This window comes from Nostoc flagelliforme FACHB-838, assembly GCF_014698065.1.
In the GTDB taxonomy this organism is placed as follows: Bacteria; Cyanobacteriota; Cyanobacteriia; order Cyanobacteriales; family Nostocaceae; genus Nostoc; species Nostoc flagelliforme_B.
In genome coordinates this window covers 1-18363 of record NZ_JACJSI010000125.1, presented here as the reverse complement: position 1 = coordinate 18363, position 18363 = coordinate 1, and the positions used below count along the sequence as shown (strand labels likewise).

Genomic DNA, 18363 nt, shown 5'->3' with positions numbered 1-18363 from the left:
CTAAAATCAGGGTTTTAGGTGAGCATGTACATCGGAAGCTGAAAGTATTCAAAATTTTATCCCTTACTTATAGAAATCGCCGAAAAAGATTTGGTTTGAGGTTTAATCTGATTACTGCTCTTTACAATTACGAGCTTCATCTCCCACAATCCAAATTTGCCTGAGCCACTTTTGCAAGAGGTCTATTGACGAACCTGAATCAGGATGAAATACACCAAGACTCAAACTACATAAAGCTTTGAGGAAATTAAATCTCACTGACTATGAAAATGATAATCATTAAGAGGGGGGAGTTAGAGGCAGCTGACGGCTACCTGAATTTTCACGGTCAGTTCTCCACTTAATAGCGTAGGTTTTCTCACAGTCTGATTCTCAATAGTTTTAGATTAATGACTAGGAATCACGAGAAGATCAGCACAAGAAAAACTCAATTTATGCGATCGCCACCCGGAAGGGGTGGTTACGCCATCGCTAACTGATCAAAGTGACTTTTACAGATGGCGTGAAAAGTCAGGACGGCTGGCCTTCATTGAACGTGGTATTCTCACATTTATCAGAAAGAAGAATTACATTCTCCCAGCTTCTAAGATGAAGCGATCTTGCCAAAAATCACAATTGCTGACCATTTTTTGGGAATAGAAGACCCACGAATAGATCGCGCAAAGCGGCATAACTTAATCGATATCATGACCATTGCTGTATGTGCCGTAATTTGTGGAGCTGATGGCTGGGTGGCAATAGAAACTTATGGTTGCACCAAGTATGAGTGGTTAAAATTTCCAATTCGCAATTCGCAATTAATACCCTAAGCATGAATGCGCTTGCTCTGAATATTGATACTACTTGTTTTTTCATAATTGAAATTAATTGTTCTGCACCTAAATGAATCAATTATTAATTACTTCCATAATTGCGAATTGCGAACTGTGAATTGCGAATTGTTCTGATACCTCGCAAACCAACTTCGGACTTCTATTTCACTAATTTGCTCACAATAGACTTCTATTGAACAATCACTTTGAGCAACTTTAGCAAGTAATCCAAGTGAGTATCTTTCGGTTTGAATTGTCCCTTTTGGAAAAAACAGAACAATTCCCCGCCTTTCTGAATCGGTTATTACGCCGCTAATTTCTACACAAGCAAGCCTTCGAGATAATGCTGAACAAACAGACTATAAAATTTTTGGGTCGTCATTCAAAGGACAAATTGCTAAGAATACGTTATACCAATACAAAAATCGCTTTCGTTGACTTTGAAAGTATTAGTTTTAATCAATACTCTCCTAAAGCAGCTTGGAAAACTTGTTCAGCAGTGAAATTTAGCTCTTTTAAAGTAGGTGATTCAATCCGGTCATTTCCTCGAAATTGAGTAACTTGATATTCACCTTCGATTAAAGCATAAACTGATATTGTCGGTTGTTTAAGATTCCCAATAAACCGCTTTCCACCAAGAGCAGCATAGTCAACAATCCAGTATTCTGGAATCCCAATTTCCTCGTACTCACCAAATTTCAGGAAATAATCATCACGCCAATTTGTACTTACAACTTCCACGGCTAATGGAATTGATTCGGCTTGAGTAACTGTTGATGCTTTTTTCCAGAGTGGTTCATTGGCCAAGTTAGGAAGATTCAATACTAATACATCTGGAATATAACCAGATTTCTTATCAACTGATTTAATTAATACTTGACCAGGAATAGTATACGCTAGATTAAACCTGCGAATCTCAAAATTGAGTTCTCTAATCAAAAATGCTCTAACTAGCTCATGTTCTCCTGTTGGTTGCATTTCTACTATTGCTCCTTTATATAACTCATATCTGCCATTTTCTGGTTTCCATTCTAGAAATTCTTCAAAAGTAACTGGTTCTGGTAAAGCTTGAAACATCGTATTATCTCTTCAAGTTTGAACTGATGCCAACAGAATGTTTGATCGCGCAAAAATTTTAGATTTGCTTCTATCTTTACATTTAAATAAAGGATCTCGTTTTCAAATTGGTAAGTGGACAGTTTTTCTAATTTTTCCTGTCCACTGTTTAGATTTCTTTAATTTTACGCTACTGCCAACTCTAAACTAACCTGTGGCACTTCACTAGTTACCGGATATCATCAGAGTTTATCCAGATAGTCACTACATCTTCGGGCTTGCAGTTTTTGGAGTAGTCCGACTGATTGACGATGGTTGCAATGATTTGGCGATCCTGTGTGGTTAGCGGATCTTTTGTTGGCGCAGGGGCTGAAATTTGTGTCATGATTATAAATTGCCTCTTCTTTAAAAGGTTGGGGGCATAGGGGCGATCGCGAGTTTTCCAGGCCAGCGATCGTCCTATTTTTATTGGTCAGTTTGTTCGATCAATCATCATCTGAGATTTTTTCAGGCTTTTTCACCAACTCAACCTGTAAAAAATCTTCAACTGATGTGTTAACAGCTTTACATATTGACTCAAGCTTTTCCCAAGAAACACTAGGTTTAACTGTTTTACGCTTTTCCATCTTGTACTCACCACGCTCCAAATGTTGTATTAATTGATAAGTACATCCAGCACGTTCAGCCAAGGAAGTCATCGGCTCACCTCCTCTAAGTTTCTTCAACCGTTGCCCCATCTCTTTTGTCCACCAGATGCTGGCAATAACTGTTGTTGACATTATTAATAGCTTCTCTCCTTGGTTCTTCTCTTTACCAACATCATTACTTAACTTGTCTTCCATGTTACAATAACCTGGTTTGTATAAATAATAAACACCTTCTACTGACTTAGTTAGGCGCAAGCAAAAACGATCGCCAGCCGGGAAGCACGCGATCGCCTGCTCAAATCGTTGACTACAAAGTGAGCTAATTATAATGCTGACACAGTTTTGGCGTGATTCAGAAATTAACCCAATGCCCCAGTCTGGGCAGGTAGCCAAATACACAATACCCAAGGGCTACGTTAATGCCACCCAGCACCCAGATGGCTAAAGCTAACCGTAAACTTTTGTCAGACTACATAAGACTGAAGTCTACAAAGGACTATTTACAAGCACTTGGGAACGATATGGGAATTCCCATATCGTCTCTAATAATTGAAATTGAAGGGTATGGCAAGGAACAAGGTACTTGAGCAGGGCAAACGCATCTAAATTACTCTTGATCACAACGAAGGTGAAGAACCAACGAAAAAATCTTTCCTTTCGCGCTTGATTATTTTTTAAGCTCCAAAGCGATGCCTGCTGCGGGCTACGCCAACGCCTAAAAGTTTCGCAATACGCAAAAGCTAATGACATTAACTTTAACTATATTTTCAATAGATTTTACTTATTGACATGATGCGACTGCCCTGCTCCTCAAGCATTACTTTTTATTTCAAAGCTTACACCAAAGTCAGTCTCTAAAAATTGGTTCAGTAGTTATACGGAAAATTAGTATTCTTACATTTATTTGAAAATATAAAAATAGCTATACTAGCTAAACGTTATAGCTTTCTTCACTTCTTATTTTGTATATTTAGGTCACTTAAATCATAGTTGCGACTTGTCGTATATAGGCCGACCTGCGGAAGCAACGATGTATGGATTATCCGGGTAATTCCAAGTATAAATCTGTGACCAGATAGGCTTACCTGCTCTGACGGGTTCTGTATACCAAGGCATAATCAAATTATCGCAATCAAAAATGTTAATAACATTTTACAGAGCCTTTTCTAACAGCTTGCTAGTAAATCGAATCTCGGCACAAGCTTTAACACCAATACGGCTAACATCTATCCAATAGCCAATGTCAGGCGGACTAGCGATAATCTTGGGTGATTCAATGATCTCTGCGTTAGCGAAGCTCCTCCCAAAGGGAGACTCACATATATCCTAGATTGCTCCCCAAATTTTCTTTCTCAGCACTCCGTCGCCAGGAGCTATGTCTTTAGCATAGCGCGTCGTAAGCCTTGGCATCTGCTCAAAATCGCGTATGCCGTCTATGATGCGGTAATACTTAGGGTTGCCTTGAAATAGCCAGTAGGTCATTAGACTTCTTGCATAAATCGGGAAAAGGGGAAGGGGGAAGGGGGAAAATTCTGTATTGTCCCCTTCCCCTTTAACCTTTACCCTTTTTCCCCCTCTTGCAAAAAGCACTTTTGCAAGAGGTCTATTGTTTGGTAGATGTACTTTAAAAATTGGGTAGAATGAATGGGCGATCGCTTGATTGTTCCAAGAAGAACAGGGCTAACGGCTAGCTTGCGCTTACTGCCAATGTTCTTAAATAAAACTCGATCATTCGATGTCAATTTTTAAAGAAAAAGACTCTTCAATACTTCGTACAGAGTTACCTGTTTCAAATCTTTCCTTAAAAGCACCTCGCTTTTTAGCGTTTTCGCTTGAAATATCTTGCATGGTGACTAGCTTACCTACCTCAAAAGTAAATTCTAAAAGTGTTTCGTAAGCAGTAGCTTTTTGATAACCCATATGAACATATAGTTCTTGAATAAAGTCTTTGCCCAGCCTAATTCTTCCAATAAAAGGCGTGATAAGCTTTAATCCTTAATAAGTTAAACAACCATGACTACCTTTAGAGGAAAATTTTGGCATAATGCCTTGTATTGATTTATGTCCTTCTTCTACTTTACCAATAACCATCTCTTTTGACTCGCTTACATGCCCTCCCTGCTAACGCTGAGGAAGGGGAATTACGCGAATTCGTTAAAAGTGCCGGATCACTCCACTCTATCCCGTCGCTTGAGCAAGTTATCAGTAGAACTGCCCGTAGTGCCGAAAGACAAAGCGGTTCATGTCGTGGTGGATTCAACCGGGGTAAAAGTGTATAGAACTCTTGCATAAATATTTTGTGGTATAATCGAGAGTTATTTTATTTTCAATTTTGGGACATTAAAATAGTAAGAGGTTATCATTTTATTATTATCTGGCGATGCCTACGGCGGGCTGCGCCTACGCTAATTAAGAAGATGGCAGCAAGCATCATTTCAGTTATTGATTAATACTGAAATTATGGGATTAATTCGATTTTTTATCCGATTTATATGGCTAATTCGTGATTATAAATTCCCGCAATTAAATTCGACCTTAACCCAAAACATCGATGACGATTCCGATATCTATCAAACAAAATTTTAAATATCTTTAGACGACGATTTACGTGCTCAACAACAATTCTTAATCGATTGAGTTCCCGATTGTATTTTTTCTGTTATTTCGTCAACCTTTTTCCTTTTGGTTTCTTAATTGGTGTTTCACTTAATTGATAATTTTAGCAATTCCTTGATAGCCTTTATCCGCTATTAGTTTTAATAATTCTCCAAATTTTATCCCACTGCTTTTAAATAGCTTAAAATCATGAATTCTTCCCTGACCATGCCCTAAACAAATGATTTGACTACTTTTTGGTGGATAATTACCTGGGTTTTTAAAGTATGTTCTCCTTGTTTCCCGCTAAAAAATCTTTTTTGCCCAATATGAGGTTTTTCAATTGGACTCTCCGTGACATTCTCTTGCAGATATAGTAGCTACTTTAAATTCTATATTTATGCCAGAAAATTATGAAGTTATTAAAATTAATGATTCTAAATTTATTATCCAGGATCAAGAGGAATCAATTATTGGGACAAAATTAAAACGGTCTATGGGAACGTATGTTTAGCCTTGCATTTTTCAGCGTGTTATCCAATGCCGATGAAATGATTTTAATATATTGCTAATTTACTGTACTTCAGTAATCGTTTAGGAACTTTACTCGTCGTCGGCTAATCTTAGTGCCAATCCCCCATACCCAATATCGTGATCTAAGATTATTGGGTATTCTCATAAATTGCGATCGCCACTATACCGATGATCGAAGTTGAACATCTAAGTAAAATATACGGCTCCACCCCAGCAATTACCGATGTCACTTTTAGCGTCGAACCTGGGGAAATTTTAGGTTTGTTGGGCCCCAATGGCGCTGGTAAAACCACAACCATGCGGATTCTGGCTGGTTATTTACCCGCAACCAATGGAAATGCCCGGATTGCTGGTTATGATGTCCATGAAAATTCTTTGGCTGTACGCCAACGAATTGGTTATTTACCGGAAACACCGCCGTTATATCCAGACATGACGGTCGAGGGATTTTTGCATTTTGTCGCCCAAATTAAGGGAGTATCAGCAGGCGATCGCCCCAACAAGGTAACGGCCGCTATCGAACGCTGTAATTTAGAAGATAAACGGCGGGTGATTATTCGCAAACTCTCTAAAGGATACCGCCAAAGGGTAGGAATTGCTCAAGCGATCGTCCACGATCCGCCGGCGATCATTTTGGATGAACCCACCGTTGGACTCGATCCTCGACAAATAATTGAGGTGCGGAATTTAATTAAGAGTCTCGCTGGTACTCACACAATTATTCTTTCCACGCACATTCTGCCAGAAGTAAGCATGACTTGTAGCCGCGTCGCCATTATTAATCGTGGTAAAGTTGTGGCAACGAATACACCAGAAAACCTAATGACTCAGTTGACAGGTGGCTCAGGGTATGAGTTGGAAATAGAAGGAGAAGTTGCTTTAGCGAAACAGGTATTGCAAAAAGTCGCGGGTGTGAGTTTGATAGAATCAATTCCGACAACCAAAGGCCATCAATCCCAGGAAAATCGCGCTTACCTGCGGGTAATATCACAAGCGGGAAAAGAACCAGGAAAGGATATTGCCACAACATTAGTGCGTGCAGGATTCGGTTTACATGAACTAAAGCGAGTTAACGCCACCTTAGAAGACGTGTTCTTGCAACTAACCACAGAAGAGAAAAATTTCGATCCTGAGGTAGACTTAGCAGCAGACAACGAAGGAGAGACAGCGTAAATGGGTGTAGTGCTGAGTAATATTATTGCCATTTATCGCCGAGAGTTACAGAGTTATTTTGTATCACCTTTGGCTTACGCGATCGCAGGTATATTTTGGTTCATGGCGGGGTTATTCCTCGTGATGATTTTGCTAGGGCCAAATGGCATTTTGGTAACAGTTGCGGCAATAGATGCACAAGGGCAACAACTAGGAGTGCCAGTACCGCCAATAGATGTTCCCTATGAATTTATCCGGGGATTTTTGGATAGTATGGGGTGGCTATTGTTGTTTACCCTGCCAATTCTCTCAATGGGACTCTATGCCGAAGAACGTAAGCGCGGCACTTTAGAACTGTTAGCCACCTCACCAATCACCAATTGGGCGGTAGCTGTAGGTAAATTATTAGGCGTGCTAACATTTTTTACCACGATGGTTTTACCCATGCTAGTGTTTGAAGCGATCGCTATTAGTGGATCAAATCCACCAATGGCGTTCTCAATTCCCTTGCTGGGTCATTTTGGATTAATCTTGCTAGCAGGGGCAATTTTATCTTTAGGAATGTTTATTTCCTCATTAACAGACAGCACAATTTTGTCTGCTGTTCTTACCTTTGCAGTAATTTTATTGTTGTTATTCATTGATTTAATCGCCAAAATTATTCCTGGCCCCGTGGGCGAAGCCTTAGGTTATCTGTCGTTGCTGAAACATTACAACATTTTTATTCAAGGTATTTTTGATACTAGCGGGTTAATTTTATTCGCCAGTTACATTTTTTTAGGCATCTTTCTCACAGATCAATCAATTGATGCACTGCGCTTTCAAAGGCAATAGTCATTTGTCATTTGTCCCTTGTCCTTAGTCATTTTTTATCTGGGATATTGCCAATTGAGTTTAGATAGGAGTTTAATTTAGATGCTAGTTCGTTAATGATTGTTTTGATTGCATTTATCTGTTCGGTAGTTAAAAGGTTACGAGTATAAGCCCGTCTTAACCAATGTTGAGTTTCATTCAAAGAGCCTCTCGCTATTTTGATAAAACGTCTATTATCTTGAAAACTACCTCTTCCTACATTGGCACCAATACTATCTGCCGAACGTATAATCTGTTTACCAATAGTATCTTTTGCAAAAAAATTCCATCCCTCAACAATTTTCCAAATGTCATCTACCAACTGTTCTGATAATTGATAAACCTGTAATTCTTGGAAACGCTTTGTTGCCATTTATTCAGTTATCTACTTATTTTTAGTAACTCAATTTTCGTCCATATCTTTTAAATTGTCACTATTTGTAGACAAATGACCAATGATAAATGACAAATAATATGAAGATAGTTGCAAAAAAGAAACTGTGGAAATATCTGTTTTGGTTGGGCCCTTTCCTAATTGCTGTCGGCTTAACAGTTGGGTTAGTCTCCGAACAGTGGGGATTAATTCCATTAGTATTTATGATTGCTGGAATTGTCATTAGTGGGTTGGGGATAACATGGCAAAGCTACCAAACTAACTGGTGGAAGCGCCGTTCTACCCAAGCTGGCACTAATGCCTTAGTGGCAACTCTGGCAGTGTTGGCAATTTTGGGATTGATTAACTTTTTGGGAACTCGCTACTACTTGCGGGCAGACTTAACAGAGGCTCAATTGTTTACCCTTGCACCCCAGTCGCGGGAACTGGTGAGGGTTCTACCACAGCCAGTTAAAGTGTGGGTGTTTGATATTAGCCAAAATCCCTTAGATCGGGAATTGCTAGAAAATTATCAGCGGCAAAGCTCAAAATTTAAATATGAGTACATCGACCCCCAAACTAGGCCAGGATTGGCTGAAAAGTTTGGCGTCAAAGATTACGGGGAAGTTTACTTAGAATCTGGCGATAAACGGCAATTAGTGCAGACGGTAAATCAAAATGAGCGCTTGTCAGAAATCAGATTAACTAGTCGACTGCAACAATTAACAAATTCAACCACAGCCAAAGTTTACTTACTCCAAGGTCATGGCGAACGCCAGCTTTCGGCTGGTAAAGGTGCAATATCACAAGCAGTTCAGGAATTAGGCGATAAAAACTTTACAACATCACCCTTGAATTTAGCAGAAACTTCCAAAGTTCCTGAAGATGCGGCTGTAGTGATAGTAGCTGGCCCCAAGCGAGGGCTGTTTGAGGGTGAAGTCAAAGCTTTACAAGAATATCTTAATCGCGGTGGTAACTTACTGCTGATGATTGATCCCAATACCGATCCTAAACTTAACAGCTTGCTGCAAGAGTGGGGTGTTCGTCTGGATAATCGTTTAGCAGTCGATGTCTCTGGCGGAAGCGTGGGACTTGGCCCTGCTACGCCCTTAGTCACAGAATACGGACAACATCCGATTACCAAAGATTTCGATAACGGTAATTCTTTTTATCCGATTGCCCGTCCACTGGAAATTACCTCTGTGCCTGGTGTTCAGGCTACTCCACTGCTACAAACCAAACCCTATCCCAGCAGTTGGGCAGAAAGCGACCTCCAAAGCGAAAAATTGGAGTTTGATGCAGATAAAGACCTGAAAGGGCCTCTAACCTTGGGCGTTGCCTTAAGCAGAAAACAAACACCCAAATCTGCTTCCACTCCCCAACCTGCACCTACACCTTCACCCCTACCATCACCAACCACTCAAAGTAAAACTTCCCCAACTCCCCCTGCCTCCCCTGCTCCCTCTGCTCCCTCTGCCTCCCCAACTCCCTCATCTCAAACAGCCATCGAATCCCGCTTAGTGGTTTTAGGAAACTCCGATTTCGCCACCGATGGCTTATTTCAACAGCAATTGAATGGAGATGTATTCCTCAACTCAGTTACTTGGCTGAGTCAACAGGATCAACAACCCCTTTCTATTCGCCCCAAAGAACCGAAAAACCGTAGAATAACCCTGACAACTATCCAAAGTAATCTTTTGATATTGTCGTCTTTGTTAGTTTTACCTTTAATTGGGTTTGCGATCGCAGTTATCATTTGGTGGAAACGAAGGTAAAATCTCCCTCAGTCTCAATGACAAATGACAAATGACTAAAAAATGAAATTGCCGAGAACGACTTTAATTCTGATACTGCTAGCGCTGGGTTTAGGCGGTTTTGTTTACTTCTATGAAATTCGAAGTGCAACTCAGCGAGAAGAAATCAAGGAGCAAAAGCAAAAAATTTTCTCTTTTACAGAAGATGATGTGCAGTCTTTAACAGTCAAGACAAAAAAGCTCACCCTGAATCTGGAACGTAACTCTGAAAGGAACCCCAAGTGGTTAATCAAATCTCCAATATCTGGCCCAGCAAATGATGCCATTGTTTCTTATTTGATGGATTTGTTAGTTAAGAGTAATAGCGAGCGCACTTTATCAACTCCAGCAAAAGAGCTTGGAGAATTTGCCTTAGATCAACCCCAAGCAACTATTAATATCATCCTAAAAAACCGACAAAGCCATCAGTTGCTTTTGGGTAAATCTAACTTTAACGGTCGTTTCTTGTATGCTCAAGTTGACCAGGCTACCAAACCCGATGGAAATATAAATGTGCTATTGGTATCTACAGATTTTGCCAATGCCGTGAATCGGGAATTATCAGAGTGGAAACAACCTGTAGATAATAGTCAAAAACTACCTGGGCTCAGCACCCCTTTACCAACTCCGACAAATAGTAAATAAGAAATTACGGTTTTTGTGGTATGTTTCGACAACGCACAGTAGGTTAGCGCATCTGTGCTAACCTACTTCAAATATCGCTAGTTTTTCTAAGTTACTATGATAAATCCGACAGCAACATTGCTGATTTCCTGCCCCGATCAACGGGGACTGGTAGCGAAATTTGCCAATTTCATCTATTCTAATGGTGGTAATATTATCCATGCAGATCAGCATACAGATTTTGCTGCTGGGTTATTCCTTACCCGCATTGAGTGGCAGTTAGAGGGATTCAATTTGCCGCGAGAGTTTATTGCACCTGCATTTAATGCCATCGCTCAACCTTTAGGCGCTAAGTGGGAAATACGTTTTTCTGATACAGTACCACGCATTGCTATTTGGGTAAGTCGACAAGACCATTGTCTATTTGATTTAATTTGGCGACAACGCGCTAAAGAATTTATTGCTGAAATTCCTTTAATTATTAGCAACCATTCTAATTTAAAGGTAGTAGCAGAGCAATTTAATATCAATTTCCAGCACATTTCTATTACTAAAGATAATAAAACAGAGCAAGAAATACAACAATTAGAATTATTACGCCAGTACAAAATAGATTTAGTTGTATTGGCTAAATATATGCAGATTGTTAGTGCAGATTTTATTAGTCAATTTCCGCAAATTATTAATATACATCATTCATTTTTACCAGCTTTTATCGGAGCAAACCCTTATCACCGAGCTTTTGAACGTGGTGTGAAAATTATTGGTGCAACGGCTCACTACGCCACTGCTGATTTAGATGCAGGCCCAATTATTGAACAGGATGTGGTGCGAGTTAGTCACCGTGATGAAGTTGATGATTTGGTGAGAAAAGGCAAAGATTTGGAGAGAGTTGTATTAGCAAGAGCGGTGCGATCGCACTTACAAAATCGTGTATTGGTATATGGAAATAGAACAGTAGTATTTGAATGATTTCATATCCAAACTAATATCATTCGTAGCTATAGCGGTTCCCATTCAGATGCGGTACAAGATTATATTGCAAGGTGTAGGGGCACGGCAGTGCCGTGCCCTTACGGGTGTACCTCACGTAAACGAGAACCGCTATATACAAACAAACAAAGTCCGCATAGGCACAATAGGTGCGAATTAAGCTCCCCCCGCCTGCGGTGACCCCCTTTTTAAGGCTACGGTGTACACACAAGTTCTAAAAACCTTGCTTGATAAGACTTTCCTCGTTTTCCTCGTTCCCAGTCTCAGACTGGGAATGCCATCTTAGGGGCTGCCGCCTCTCTGACTTGCGGCAGAGCCGCTATAATGAGCATTTCCAGCCTCTAGCTGGAAACGAGATTTGAAAGGAGTTTTACCTTAAGTTGACACCAATACACAAGGACTTGCACCCCTACAAATCTAAAAATAATTTGGGATAATTTATTTTTTGCAAGTCCTTTGTTAATAAAAGATAATATTTGGCTGAACAATGCGATCGCTTAATAAATGTTTCGCCAAGCTTTGACTGTGCCTTTGCCAATTTCGCTATCAACACTTTGTCCTCCTTCCAAGACTAGTCTGATGGTTAAGTTCTGATCTGGAGCATTTTTCAAAGCAGTTGCTAATTCTTGACTGACAGCAAACGTGCCAGTTGACCCATCTAATTGAAAAACTTTTTCTCTGACTTTAAGCAAAAGTTTATCGACTTTTTTGGTAGTGACAAACCTAAGAAAGTCAGGTCTGAAATATACATTACCTGCGGTGTAAAAAGAAGACCTTGCTTGACTCGAATTTAGTGTTACCAGTACTCGAATACTCAAAGGAGTCCACAAACTAATAACTTGCTTTGAACCCTCACGGTACAAATTGCCACTTAAGGAGTTACGGTCAAAAACCCCAAGAAACTCTCCTTCAAAAGGGTCAACGATTCTCACGGGTTTCGACCAAGGCACATCCATATCGGGGGACAGTCCTGCTGATTTGACCACTGGCAAATCGCTTGATGCTTGGGCAAGACTAGCTACCTCTTGAACAGTGAAAGCAGCACAAAGTTGAGGGGAAAGTATAGCCAAACTAGCCCCAAAAAGAAGAACTGGAATCGTCTGCGGTAACTTGATCATAAATAATTCAGGGGTATAATCTTCAACTAGTTCTTAGTGCAAAACGGTTTGCCTCACTTCAATTGGTTCACCCGTCAAGCTAAAAGGGCGAACTTCGGTAATTTTTACCTTCACCAGCTGCCCTTTGAGTTCTTGGATGTTGCCGCTAAAAAAGGTCAAACGATTACCGCCAGTGCGTCCCATCACTTGGGTTTGATCTTTAGGATTTTGGTCTTCTACTAAAACTTCTTCAATGCGCCCAAAGTAACGTTGCGATCGCTCTGCTACTTTCGAGTTTCCTAAATGATTGAGCCGTTGCAAGCGATCGCTTTTAACTTCTTCACTCAGTTGATTGTCCCACAAAGCTGCGGGTGTCCCTGGACGCGGCGAATATGCTGCTGTATTCAACATATCAAAGCCAATATCTTCCACCAGTTTCAGAGTATTTTCAAACTGTGCTTCTGTCTCCCCAGGAAAACCAACAATTACATCGGCACTAATGGAGGCATCTGGCATATACCGCCGAATGGTATCGATAATCCGGCGATATTTCTCATGGGTATAACCCCGCGACATTGCCTTTAAAAGGTCATTATCTCCAGATTGAAAGGGAATGTGGAAGTGTTCGCACACTTTGGGCAACTCAGCACAAGCCTGAATTAGTCTTTCAGTAAAATAACGGGGGTGGCTAGTAGCAAATCTTAGCCTTTCAATCCCCGGAACATCATGGACGTAATAAAGCAAATCTGTAAAGTTGTGTAGATGCCGACCTTCTGGGGTAACACCCGGTAAATCTCTGCCGTAAGCATCAATATTTTGACCGAGTAGAGTAATTTCTTTGTAACCTTGCCGTCCTAATTCTTCCATTTCAGCTCGGATAGCTGACGGCGTGCGAGATTGTTCAACACCTCGCACATTCGGAACCACACAATAGGTACAGCGTTCGTTACAGCCATAAATTACATTTACCCAAGCTGTTACTGTACTATCCCGTCGCGGCTGGGTGATATCTTCAATAATGTGAACTGCCTCGGTTGCTACAACTTGGTTGCCCTCAAACACCGACTCCAACAAATCTTTCAGACGGTTGGCGTGTTGTGGCCCCATTACCAAGTCTAATTCTGGCACTCGCCGCAACAGCGCTTCGCCTTCTTGCTGGGCAACACAACCAGCAACGATGAGGGTTAAATCAGGCTGCTCATGTTTGCGCTTCGCTTGTCTGCCGAGGTAGGAATATACTTTTTGTTCAGCATTATCCCGAATTGTACAGGTATTGTAGAGAATCACATCTGCATTATTCGGATCTTCACACCACTCAAAGCCCATGTCTTCCAAGACGCCAGCCATGCGCTCTGAGTCAGCTTTATTCATCTGACAACCGAAAGTAGTAATGTGGTATTGGCGTTTAGAAGTGGTCATGGGCAATTCTGCTGAATCAGCGTAATGTATGTAAGGTTTACTTCTATTCTATAACGCTGTTAACCTGCATCAGGGGTGTTCAGTGCTGAGTAGCTCTTAAGAATTAGCGGTGATGAAATTCGATCGCTTTCTCCAGAATCTTAATATCATAGCTGCCAAAAAAATCGTGTCCCAGTAAACCGATGTTTGCTTTTGGTGCGATCGCTACCTGAAGATTATTGGCTGTAATTCCACCTACTGCAATATATTTTACCTTACTGGTTGGGAATTCTACTTGACTACCATCGGCAATTTGAGCTTGCATTGTACCTGTAGCCTGGAGTTGAAGTGTATTCGCCATATTGAGAGTAACAATGGTTTCACTGGCACCTGTATCTACAATCATTTCAAAGGTTTTTTTGTCGTTGAAGGTGACATCAATTACAGGAGTTCCACCAAGGCGGCGTTTGATTGGGACTCGAAAAACTTTCTTGTCTGAAGGTTCGGCTATTACATTTCCACAAAGCCTTTCCAACCCAACGGTTTTGCCAGAGGAAGTTATCATGTAACATGCTCCTGGATCGTCAGCTGTTGCCCGATGAGAGAATGCTAAAAATATCAGCGTCGGCATGAGTGCGATTGCAGCTAGGTTAACGGTCGTAATCCAACGCTTCCAAGCATTCTTCATATTATATTTTTCTCCAATTTTATTAACGTTTTTTAATAACTAAATTATTCATAATAAAGTGTCAAATCCAGATTTTTAAAACTACTATTATTGGTAGTAAAATGTTTTATATCCCCCTAAATCCCCCTTAAAAAGAGGGACTTTAATTCTAGTTACCCCCTTTTTAAGGGGAGCCAGCGCGGTCTTGGGGTCTCCCCAAGTGGAGCGACTGGCGTGGGTTAGGGGGGATCAACAAGTACCTAAAATCACAAATAACTATTTTTCAAACAACTTCCAAGATAAAAATAATTCAACCAAAAAGTATTTCCAGTAAATATTTCAGATTCGTTATTTTACTTTTAGTCCTCTATTAAGTTAGCTTTTAATTTTTTAATCAGAATTTCAGTGCTTAATAAAACAAGTAATGCAATCTTTAACACGATTTTACTTACAATAATTTTAAACCTAGTACATTACTAGTCCATGACACAAATGTTGTACTTTGAATTTAGTTAGTAAAGGTTTTTATTTATATGTCTCCTGAAGTTGAAACTGCATCTTACTCAATACATCTTACCTAGAATTACTGAGTGATAAATTAAAGATTAGATAAAGACATGATAAAAGTACTTAGAGCAGATTAAATATTCTATGCTAAGAACTTAAATAGGATAAATTTGTTAGCTTACTCAATTTCTGCTACTGCATTTACAGCAGTTGCGATCGCATTTTTTACAGCAATATTTCTTTGTTCTAAAATGATATTTTCACCAATAGTACGCCCAGCAACTACACCGCAAATAGCTGCGGCTGCAAATTTATATACTCCTGCCATTTTGAATAGTGTGCCGCATTCCATCTCGTAATTCAAGATATTCAAACGCCGATATTCTTCTGTAATGCCATGCAGCGATCGCATTAAATTTGGATTCGCTGAATCAGTGCGTTCTTGTCCTTCGTAAAAAGTATCAACTGATGCCGTAATTCCTATATAGTGTTCGATCTTTAATTCTCGTGCTGCTTTAACTAAAGCAACTGTGAGAAACGGATCGGCTGCGGCCGGATACTCCACAGGTGCAATGTCATAAGCTGCACCTTGGCGACACAATGCTGCACTGCTAATAACAACACTACCGACTTGTATATAAGGTTGAATGGAACCACAAGTTCCAATGCGAATAATTTGCCGGATTCCGACTTGTACCAACTCATTGACAACAATACTTAATGAAGGCGCACCCATACCACTTGTAGCTGATAAGATACTGCGACCATTAGGTAAGTATCCTACATAGCTATTGAGTCCGCGATTCTCCGACAACACGCGTACATCTTGTAAATAAGTTTGGGCGATTAGATGCGATCGCTCTGGATCGCCCGATAATAGGGCAATAGTGGGAGGCGATGAACCCAAATCATTTTGCCCAAAGCCAATGTGATAAAAGCGTTTATCTGCCATATAGTTGAGATTAGCGATCGCCCCAGCAATATAATATGCTAGGGCATTTTTTAAACTTTACCTAAATCCTCCTTCCCATATCTGAAGTTGTCTTTCCGCTGCAACTATGCAATTGAGATACTTGGGTGGATAGAGAAAATGATCGTAGGCTAATGCCATCTGTCTAGCAGCTTCAGTATATGGCACTCGTCCTATTCCCGTACCCAATCCAGGACAGGCAATGGTGTTAATTTTTTGCCTAGCGTGTTGATTATGCTGGCGAACTGCCAGCAGCATTACCCACATCGCAATATAAGGAATATCTGTCCCAGCAATAATCATCGGAACTCGCATAGTGGGTGTATGAGCCAAAAAAGGATGCTTGTAATGGCCTGTTTCCACAATCATTGATGTTCCCACAGGCTGTTCACCCAAATAATCTTCAAGAATGCGCTGCTGGACTCTTGCCACTAAGGAATGACCGAAAAAACGGATAATTGCCGCATCTATGCCACCATCCATCATTCCGAAAGAGTTAGCAGGGCTGACCATACAATCAAAATCTGGCAACCACTCGAAATAGTTATTCACTATTTCTACATTGGGTAAGTAATTAAAATGCTGTTGAAAGGCTGCACACAACAAAGAGTTAGGAGCTACCAATATCAGTTTCAAGCTTTCATTTCCTCCACTTGAATACCTATTTTAAACGTTACCTATGGTAAACACCAACTGTTTTTCTATATTATCAGCCTGTTTATGTATGCTACATTTTTCATACAAAACATATTACTATTTCTTTTCTACACGGGCAGAATCTACGAACAAAAAGATCCCCAACTTATTAAAGAAGTCGGAGACTTGAGCTTTGCAGTATTTATAAATCAAATAGAATTACTACATATTAGCGATCGCTACTGCCAGAGTTTAAATCATCTGCACCATTTAGCGAATCACTACTATCTAGTTTATTTGGCATTATATTTGAAGCGACTATATTATGAGCTACTTGTTTTTGCAACATATTTAAACTATCTACATCAGTTGATAATTCATTATTAACTGGTTTATATTCAGAGTTATCTCGGTTAGCACCTGCTATTTCTTCTGCTTTGCCGATAAAATCCTTTGCAAGCCTTTCACTAAAACCAACAACGAATGCTATGACAAAAATCAAAGACCTTTGTTGGTCTTGAGATGATTCTTGATTGGTAGTTGGATTTAACTTCAATACACTTGGATTAATAAACATTAATACTATTCCAGAGTTAATTAAAGCTAAAAATAGAACAGCAAATGCTCCTCCAATCATTGGTTTAAAAGCACCAACAAGAAATGGAGTTAGGGGATCAGAATATTTCTTCTTTTGGAATTCTTCAATTCTGATTAAAATACTGATAATACTACCTAATGTTCCTGCCGAAATAGCTAAACTTAACTGGAGAAGAAATTCATTATACTTCGCATTTACAGATTGCCTTTTGCTATATTGTGCATTTAATTCAGCAAGATTACTATTTAGACTTGTTAGCTCTGTACTCTTAAACTCTGCATTTTTTTGTGATATTATACCTAGTTCTTTAATTTCTTCTTTACTTTGTTTCAATTTATTAACATCATTTTCAGAAATAGAATTTTTGTTTTCTGATTTATTTTCTTCTTCAGCGTTGTTTTGAATTTGCTCTACCCGCTTATCTGTATATCTTTGTATATCTTTGATTTCATTTTGTAATGCCTTTTTATTGATATTATAATTATTGTTATTGTAAAAATTAACAGCTTCCGAGAAAATCCAAAGCCCGGCGATAGAAGAAGAAGTAATTCCTCCATATATAAAAACGGCGCTTATTAGCCCAAAAATTACTTTAGTCGTCGTTGATGGTGAACGGTGGACTGATAGAAATGGGTTGATGATAAATCCGGTTACAGGATGTTCATATTTACAAACAATTTGTTCAACGTCAAATCTAATAGCTTGAGCAATATTGATATTCGATGATGATTCACGTAGAGCTTCTATGGCAAAAATTAAAGCTTTAGAAAGTTCAGTCAGTTCTATTTGAATTTTATCCCTATTGTCAGGTAAGTAGAACGGCGTGGAAAAACCAAACTATGTAAAGATAAATAAATACAGAGAATGTATCTACTGAGGTAAGCAAGATATGGGTGCTCGTATAAGGGTATTCTTAACTCGTGAAGATGACAAAACCCTGTTAAACCTAAGAACTGTGGATGTACCACAGAAAGTTAAAGACCGAGCAGAGGTGGTTAGGCTAAATGCACATGGCTGGTACGTGGAAAAAATAGCTGCCCATTTTAATTGGACTCCTCA

19 protein-coding genes and 3 pseudogenes are annotated in these 18363 nt (G+C 39.7%); 9 read left to right on the top strand and 13 right to left on the bottom strand.

Features of this window, described 5'->3' with window-relative positions; genetic code table 11:
• Window positions 1–164: pseudogene (locus tag H6G97_RS32020) on the top strand (IS5/IS1182 family transposase); the annotation flags it as partial.
• Window positions 165–596: 432 nt separating this feature from the next.
• Window positions 597–809 carry a transposase family protein gene (locus H6G97_RS32015; protein ID WP_338421877.1) on the top strand — a complete coding sequence of 71 codons (213 nt, stop codon included), beginning with the start codon at window positions 597–599 and terminating at the stop codon, window positions 807–809.
• Window positions 810–1271: 462 nt separating this feature from the next.
• Here the strand turns inward: H6G97_RS32015 and H6G97_RS32010 are convergent, their stop codons facing one another.
• The 3 genes from H6G97_RS32010 to H6G97_RS32000 form a co-directional block, all read right to left on the bottom strand.
• Complete coding sequence (locus tag H6G97_RS32010; RefSeq protein WP_190944501.1) at window positions 1272–1889, bottom strand: Uma2 family endonuclease; 618 nt, start codon at window positions 1887–1889, stop codon at window positions 1272–1274.
• 208 nt (window positions 1890–2097) lie between these two features.
• Window positions 2098–2253, bottom strand: a complete 156-nt coding sequence (locus H6G97_RS32005) for a hypothetical protein (RefSeq protein WP_190944500.1) — start codon at window positions 2251–2253, stop codon at window positions 2098–2100.
• A gap of 100 nt (window positions 2254–2353) precedes the next feature.
• Window positions 2354–2908, bottom strand: coding sequence for a helix-turn-helix transcriptional regulator (locus tag H6G97_RS32000; protein WP_190944503.1), 555 nt, complete (start codon window positions 2906–2908; stop codon window positions 2354–2356).
• A gap of 26 nt (window positions 2909–2934) precedes the next feature.
• Between H6G97_RS32000 and H6G97_RS53130 the strand changes: the two genes are divergently transcribed.
• On the top strand, window positions 2935–3102 hold the full coding sequence (locus H6G97_RS53130) for a hypothetical protein (RefSeq protein ID WP_242055490.1): 168 nt from the start codon (window positions 2935–2937) through the stop codon (window positions 3100–3102).
• 739 nt (window positions 3103–3841) lie between these two features.
• On the opposite strand, the gene H6G97_RS31990 is transcribed toward H6G97_RS53130, so the two are convergent.
• Together H6G97_RS31990 and H6G97_RS31985 are read right to left on the bottom strand one after the other, a co-directional pair.
• On the bottom strand, window positions 3842–3997 hold the full coding sequence (locus H6G97_RS31990) for an EVE domain-containing protein (RefSeq protein WP_190944499.1): 156 nt from the start codon (window positions 3995–3997) through the stop codon (window positions 3842–3844).
• Window positions 3998–4243: 246 nt separating this feature from the next.
• Complete coding sequence (locus H6G97_RS31985; RefSeq protein WP_190944498.1) at window positions 4244–4435, bottom strand: hypothetical protein; 192 nt, start codon at window positions 4433–4435, stop codon at window positions 4244–4246.
• A 234-nt stretch (window positions 4436–4669) separates the two neighbouring features.
• On the opposite strand from H6G97_RS31985, the pseudogene H6G97_RS31980 reads away from it, so the two are divergent.
• A pseudogene (locus tag H6G97_RS31980) lies at window positions 4670–4792 on the top strand (transposase); the annotation flags it as partial.
• 211 nt (window positions 4793–5003) lie between these two features.
• Here H6G97_RS31980 and H6G97_RS31975 read toward each other — a convergent pair.
• Window positions 5004–5472: pseudogene (locus H6G97_RS31975) on the bottom strand (transposase family protein); the annotation flags it as partial.
• A 340-nt stretch (window positions 5473–5812) separates the two neighbouring features.
• Here H6G97_RS31975 and H6G97_RS31970 point away from each other — a divergent pair.
• Entirely contained in the window at window positions 5813–6817 is a 1005-nt protein-coding gene (locus H6G97_RS31970) for an ABC transporter ATP-binding protein (protein WP_190944497.1), read from the top strand.
• Entirely contained in the window at window positions 6818–7630 is an 813-nt protein-coding gene (locus H6G97_RS31965) for an ABC transporter permease (RefSeq protein ID WP_190944496.1), read from the top strand.
• 28 nt (window positions 7631–7658) lie between these two features.
• Here the strand turns inward: H6G97_RS31965 and H6G97_RS31960 are convergent, their stop codons facing one another.
• Complete coding sequence (locus H6G97_RS31960; RefSeq protein ID WP_190944495.1) at window positions 7659–8021, bottom strand: four helix bundle protein; 363 nt, start codon at window positions 8019–8021, stop codon at window positions 7659–7661.
• A gap of 101 nt (window positions 8022–8122) precedes the next feature.
• Here H6G97_RS31960 and H6G97_RS31955 point away from each other — a divergent pair, with 101 nt between their 5' ends.
• The 3 genes from H6G97_RS31955 (at window position 8123) to purU (ending at window position 11410) form a co-directional block, all read left to right on the top strand.
• Window positions 8123–9796, top strand: a complete 1674-nt coding sequence (locus H6G97_RS31955; protein WP_190944494.1) for a GldG family protein — start codon at window positions 8123–8125, stop codon at window positions 9794–9796.
• A gap of 42 nt (window positions 9797–9838) precedes the next feature.
• Entirely contained in the window at window positions 9839–10459 is a 621-nt protein-coding gene (locus H6G97_RS31950; protein ID WP_190944493.1) for a DUF4340 domain-containing protein, read from the top strand.
• A 96-nt stretch (window positions 10460–10555) separates the two neighbouring features.
• Window positions 10556–11410, top strand: a complete 855-nt coding sequence (purU, locus tag H6G97_RS31945; RefSeq protein WP_190944492.1) for a formyltetrahydrofolate deformylase — start codon at window positions 10556–10558, stop codon at window positions 11408–11410.
• A gap of 518 nt (window positions 11411–11928) precedes the next feature.
• Here the strand turns inward: purU and H6G97_RS31940 are convergent.
• The 6 genes from H6G97_RS31940 to H6G97_RS31915 all read right to left on the bottom strand — a co-directional run bounded on the left by H6G97_RS31940 (window position 11929) and on the right by H6G97_RS31915 (window position 17637).
• A complete protein-coding gene (locus H6G97_RS31940; RefSeq protein WP_199349786.1) occupies window positions 11929–12549 on the bottom strand; it encodes a hypothetical protein in 621 nt (206 codons plus the stop codon).
• Window positions 12550–12582: 33 nt separating this feature from the next.
• The gene (gene miaB, locus H6G97_RS31935; RefSeq protein WP_190944491.1) at window positions 12583–13947 is read right to left on the bottom strand and encodes a tRNA (N6-isopentenyl adenosine(37)-C2)-methylthiotransferase MiaB; all 1365 of its coding nucleotides are present in this window, start codon (window positions 13945–13947) and stop codon (window positions 12583–12585) included.
• A gap of 103 nt (window positions 13948–14050) precedes the next feature.
• Window positions 14051–14614 (bottom strand): retropepsin-like aspartic protease family protein, encoded by a 564-nt coding sequence (locus tag H6G97_RS31930; RefSeq protein ID WP_190944490.1) that lies wholly within the window; start codon window positions 14612–14614, stop codon window positions 14051–14053.
• A 664-nt stretch (window positions 14615–15278) separates the two neighbouring features.
• Window positions 15279–16052: a nucleoside phosphorylase gene (locus H6G97_RS31925; RefSeq protein WP_190944489.1), complete on the bottom strand. Its 774-nt coding sequence runs from the start codon at window positions 16050–16052 to the stop codon at window positions 15279–15281.
• A gap of 57 nt (window positions 16053–16109) precedes the next feature.
• Window positions 16110–16706: a macro domain-containing protein gene (locus tag H6G97_RS31920; RefSeq protein WP_190944488.1), complete on the bottom strand. Its 597-nt coding sequence runs from the start codon at window positions 16704–16706 to the stop codon at window positions 16110–16112.
• Window positions 16707–16935: 229 nt separating this feature from the next.
• On the bottom strand, window positions 16936–17637 hold the full coding sequence (locus H6G97_RS31915) for a hypothetical protein (protein ID WP_190944487.1): 702 nt from the start codon (window positions 17635–17637) through the stop codon (window positions 16936–16938).
• Window positions 17638–18363 lie beyond the last annotated feature (726 nt).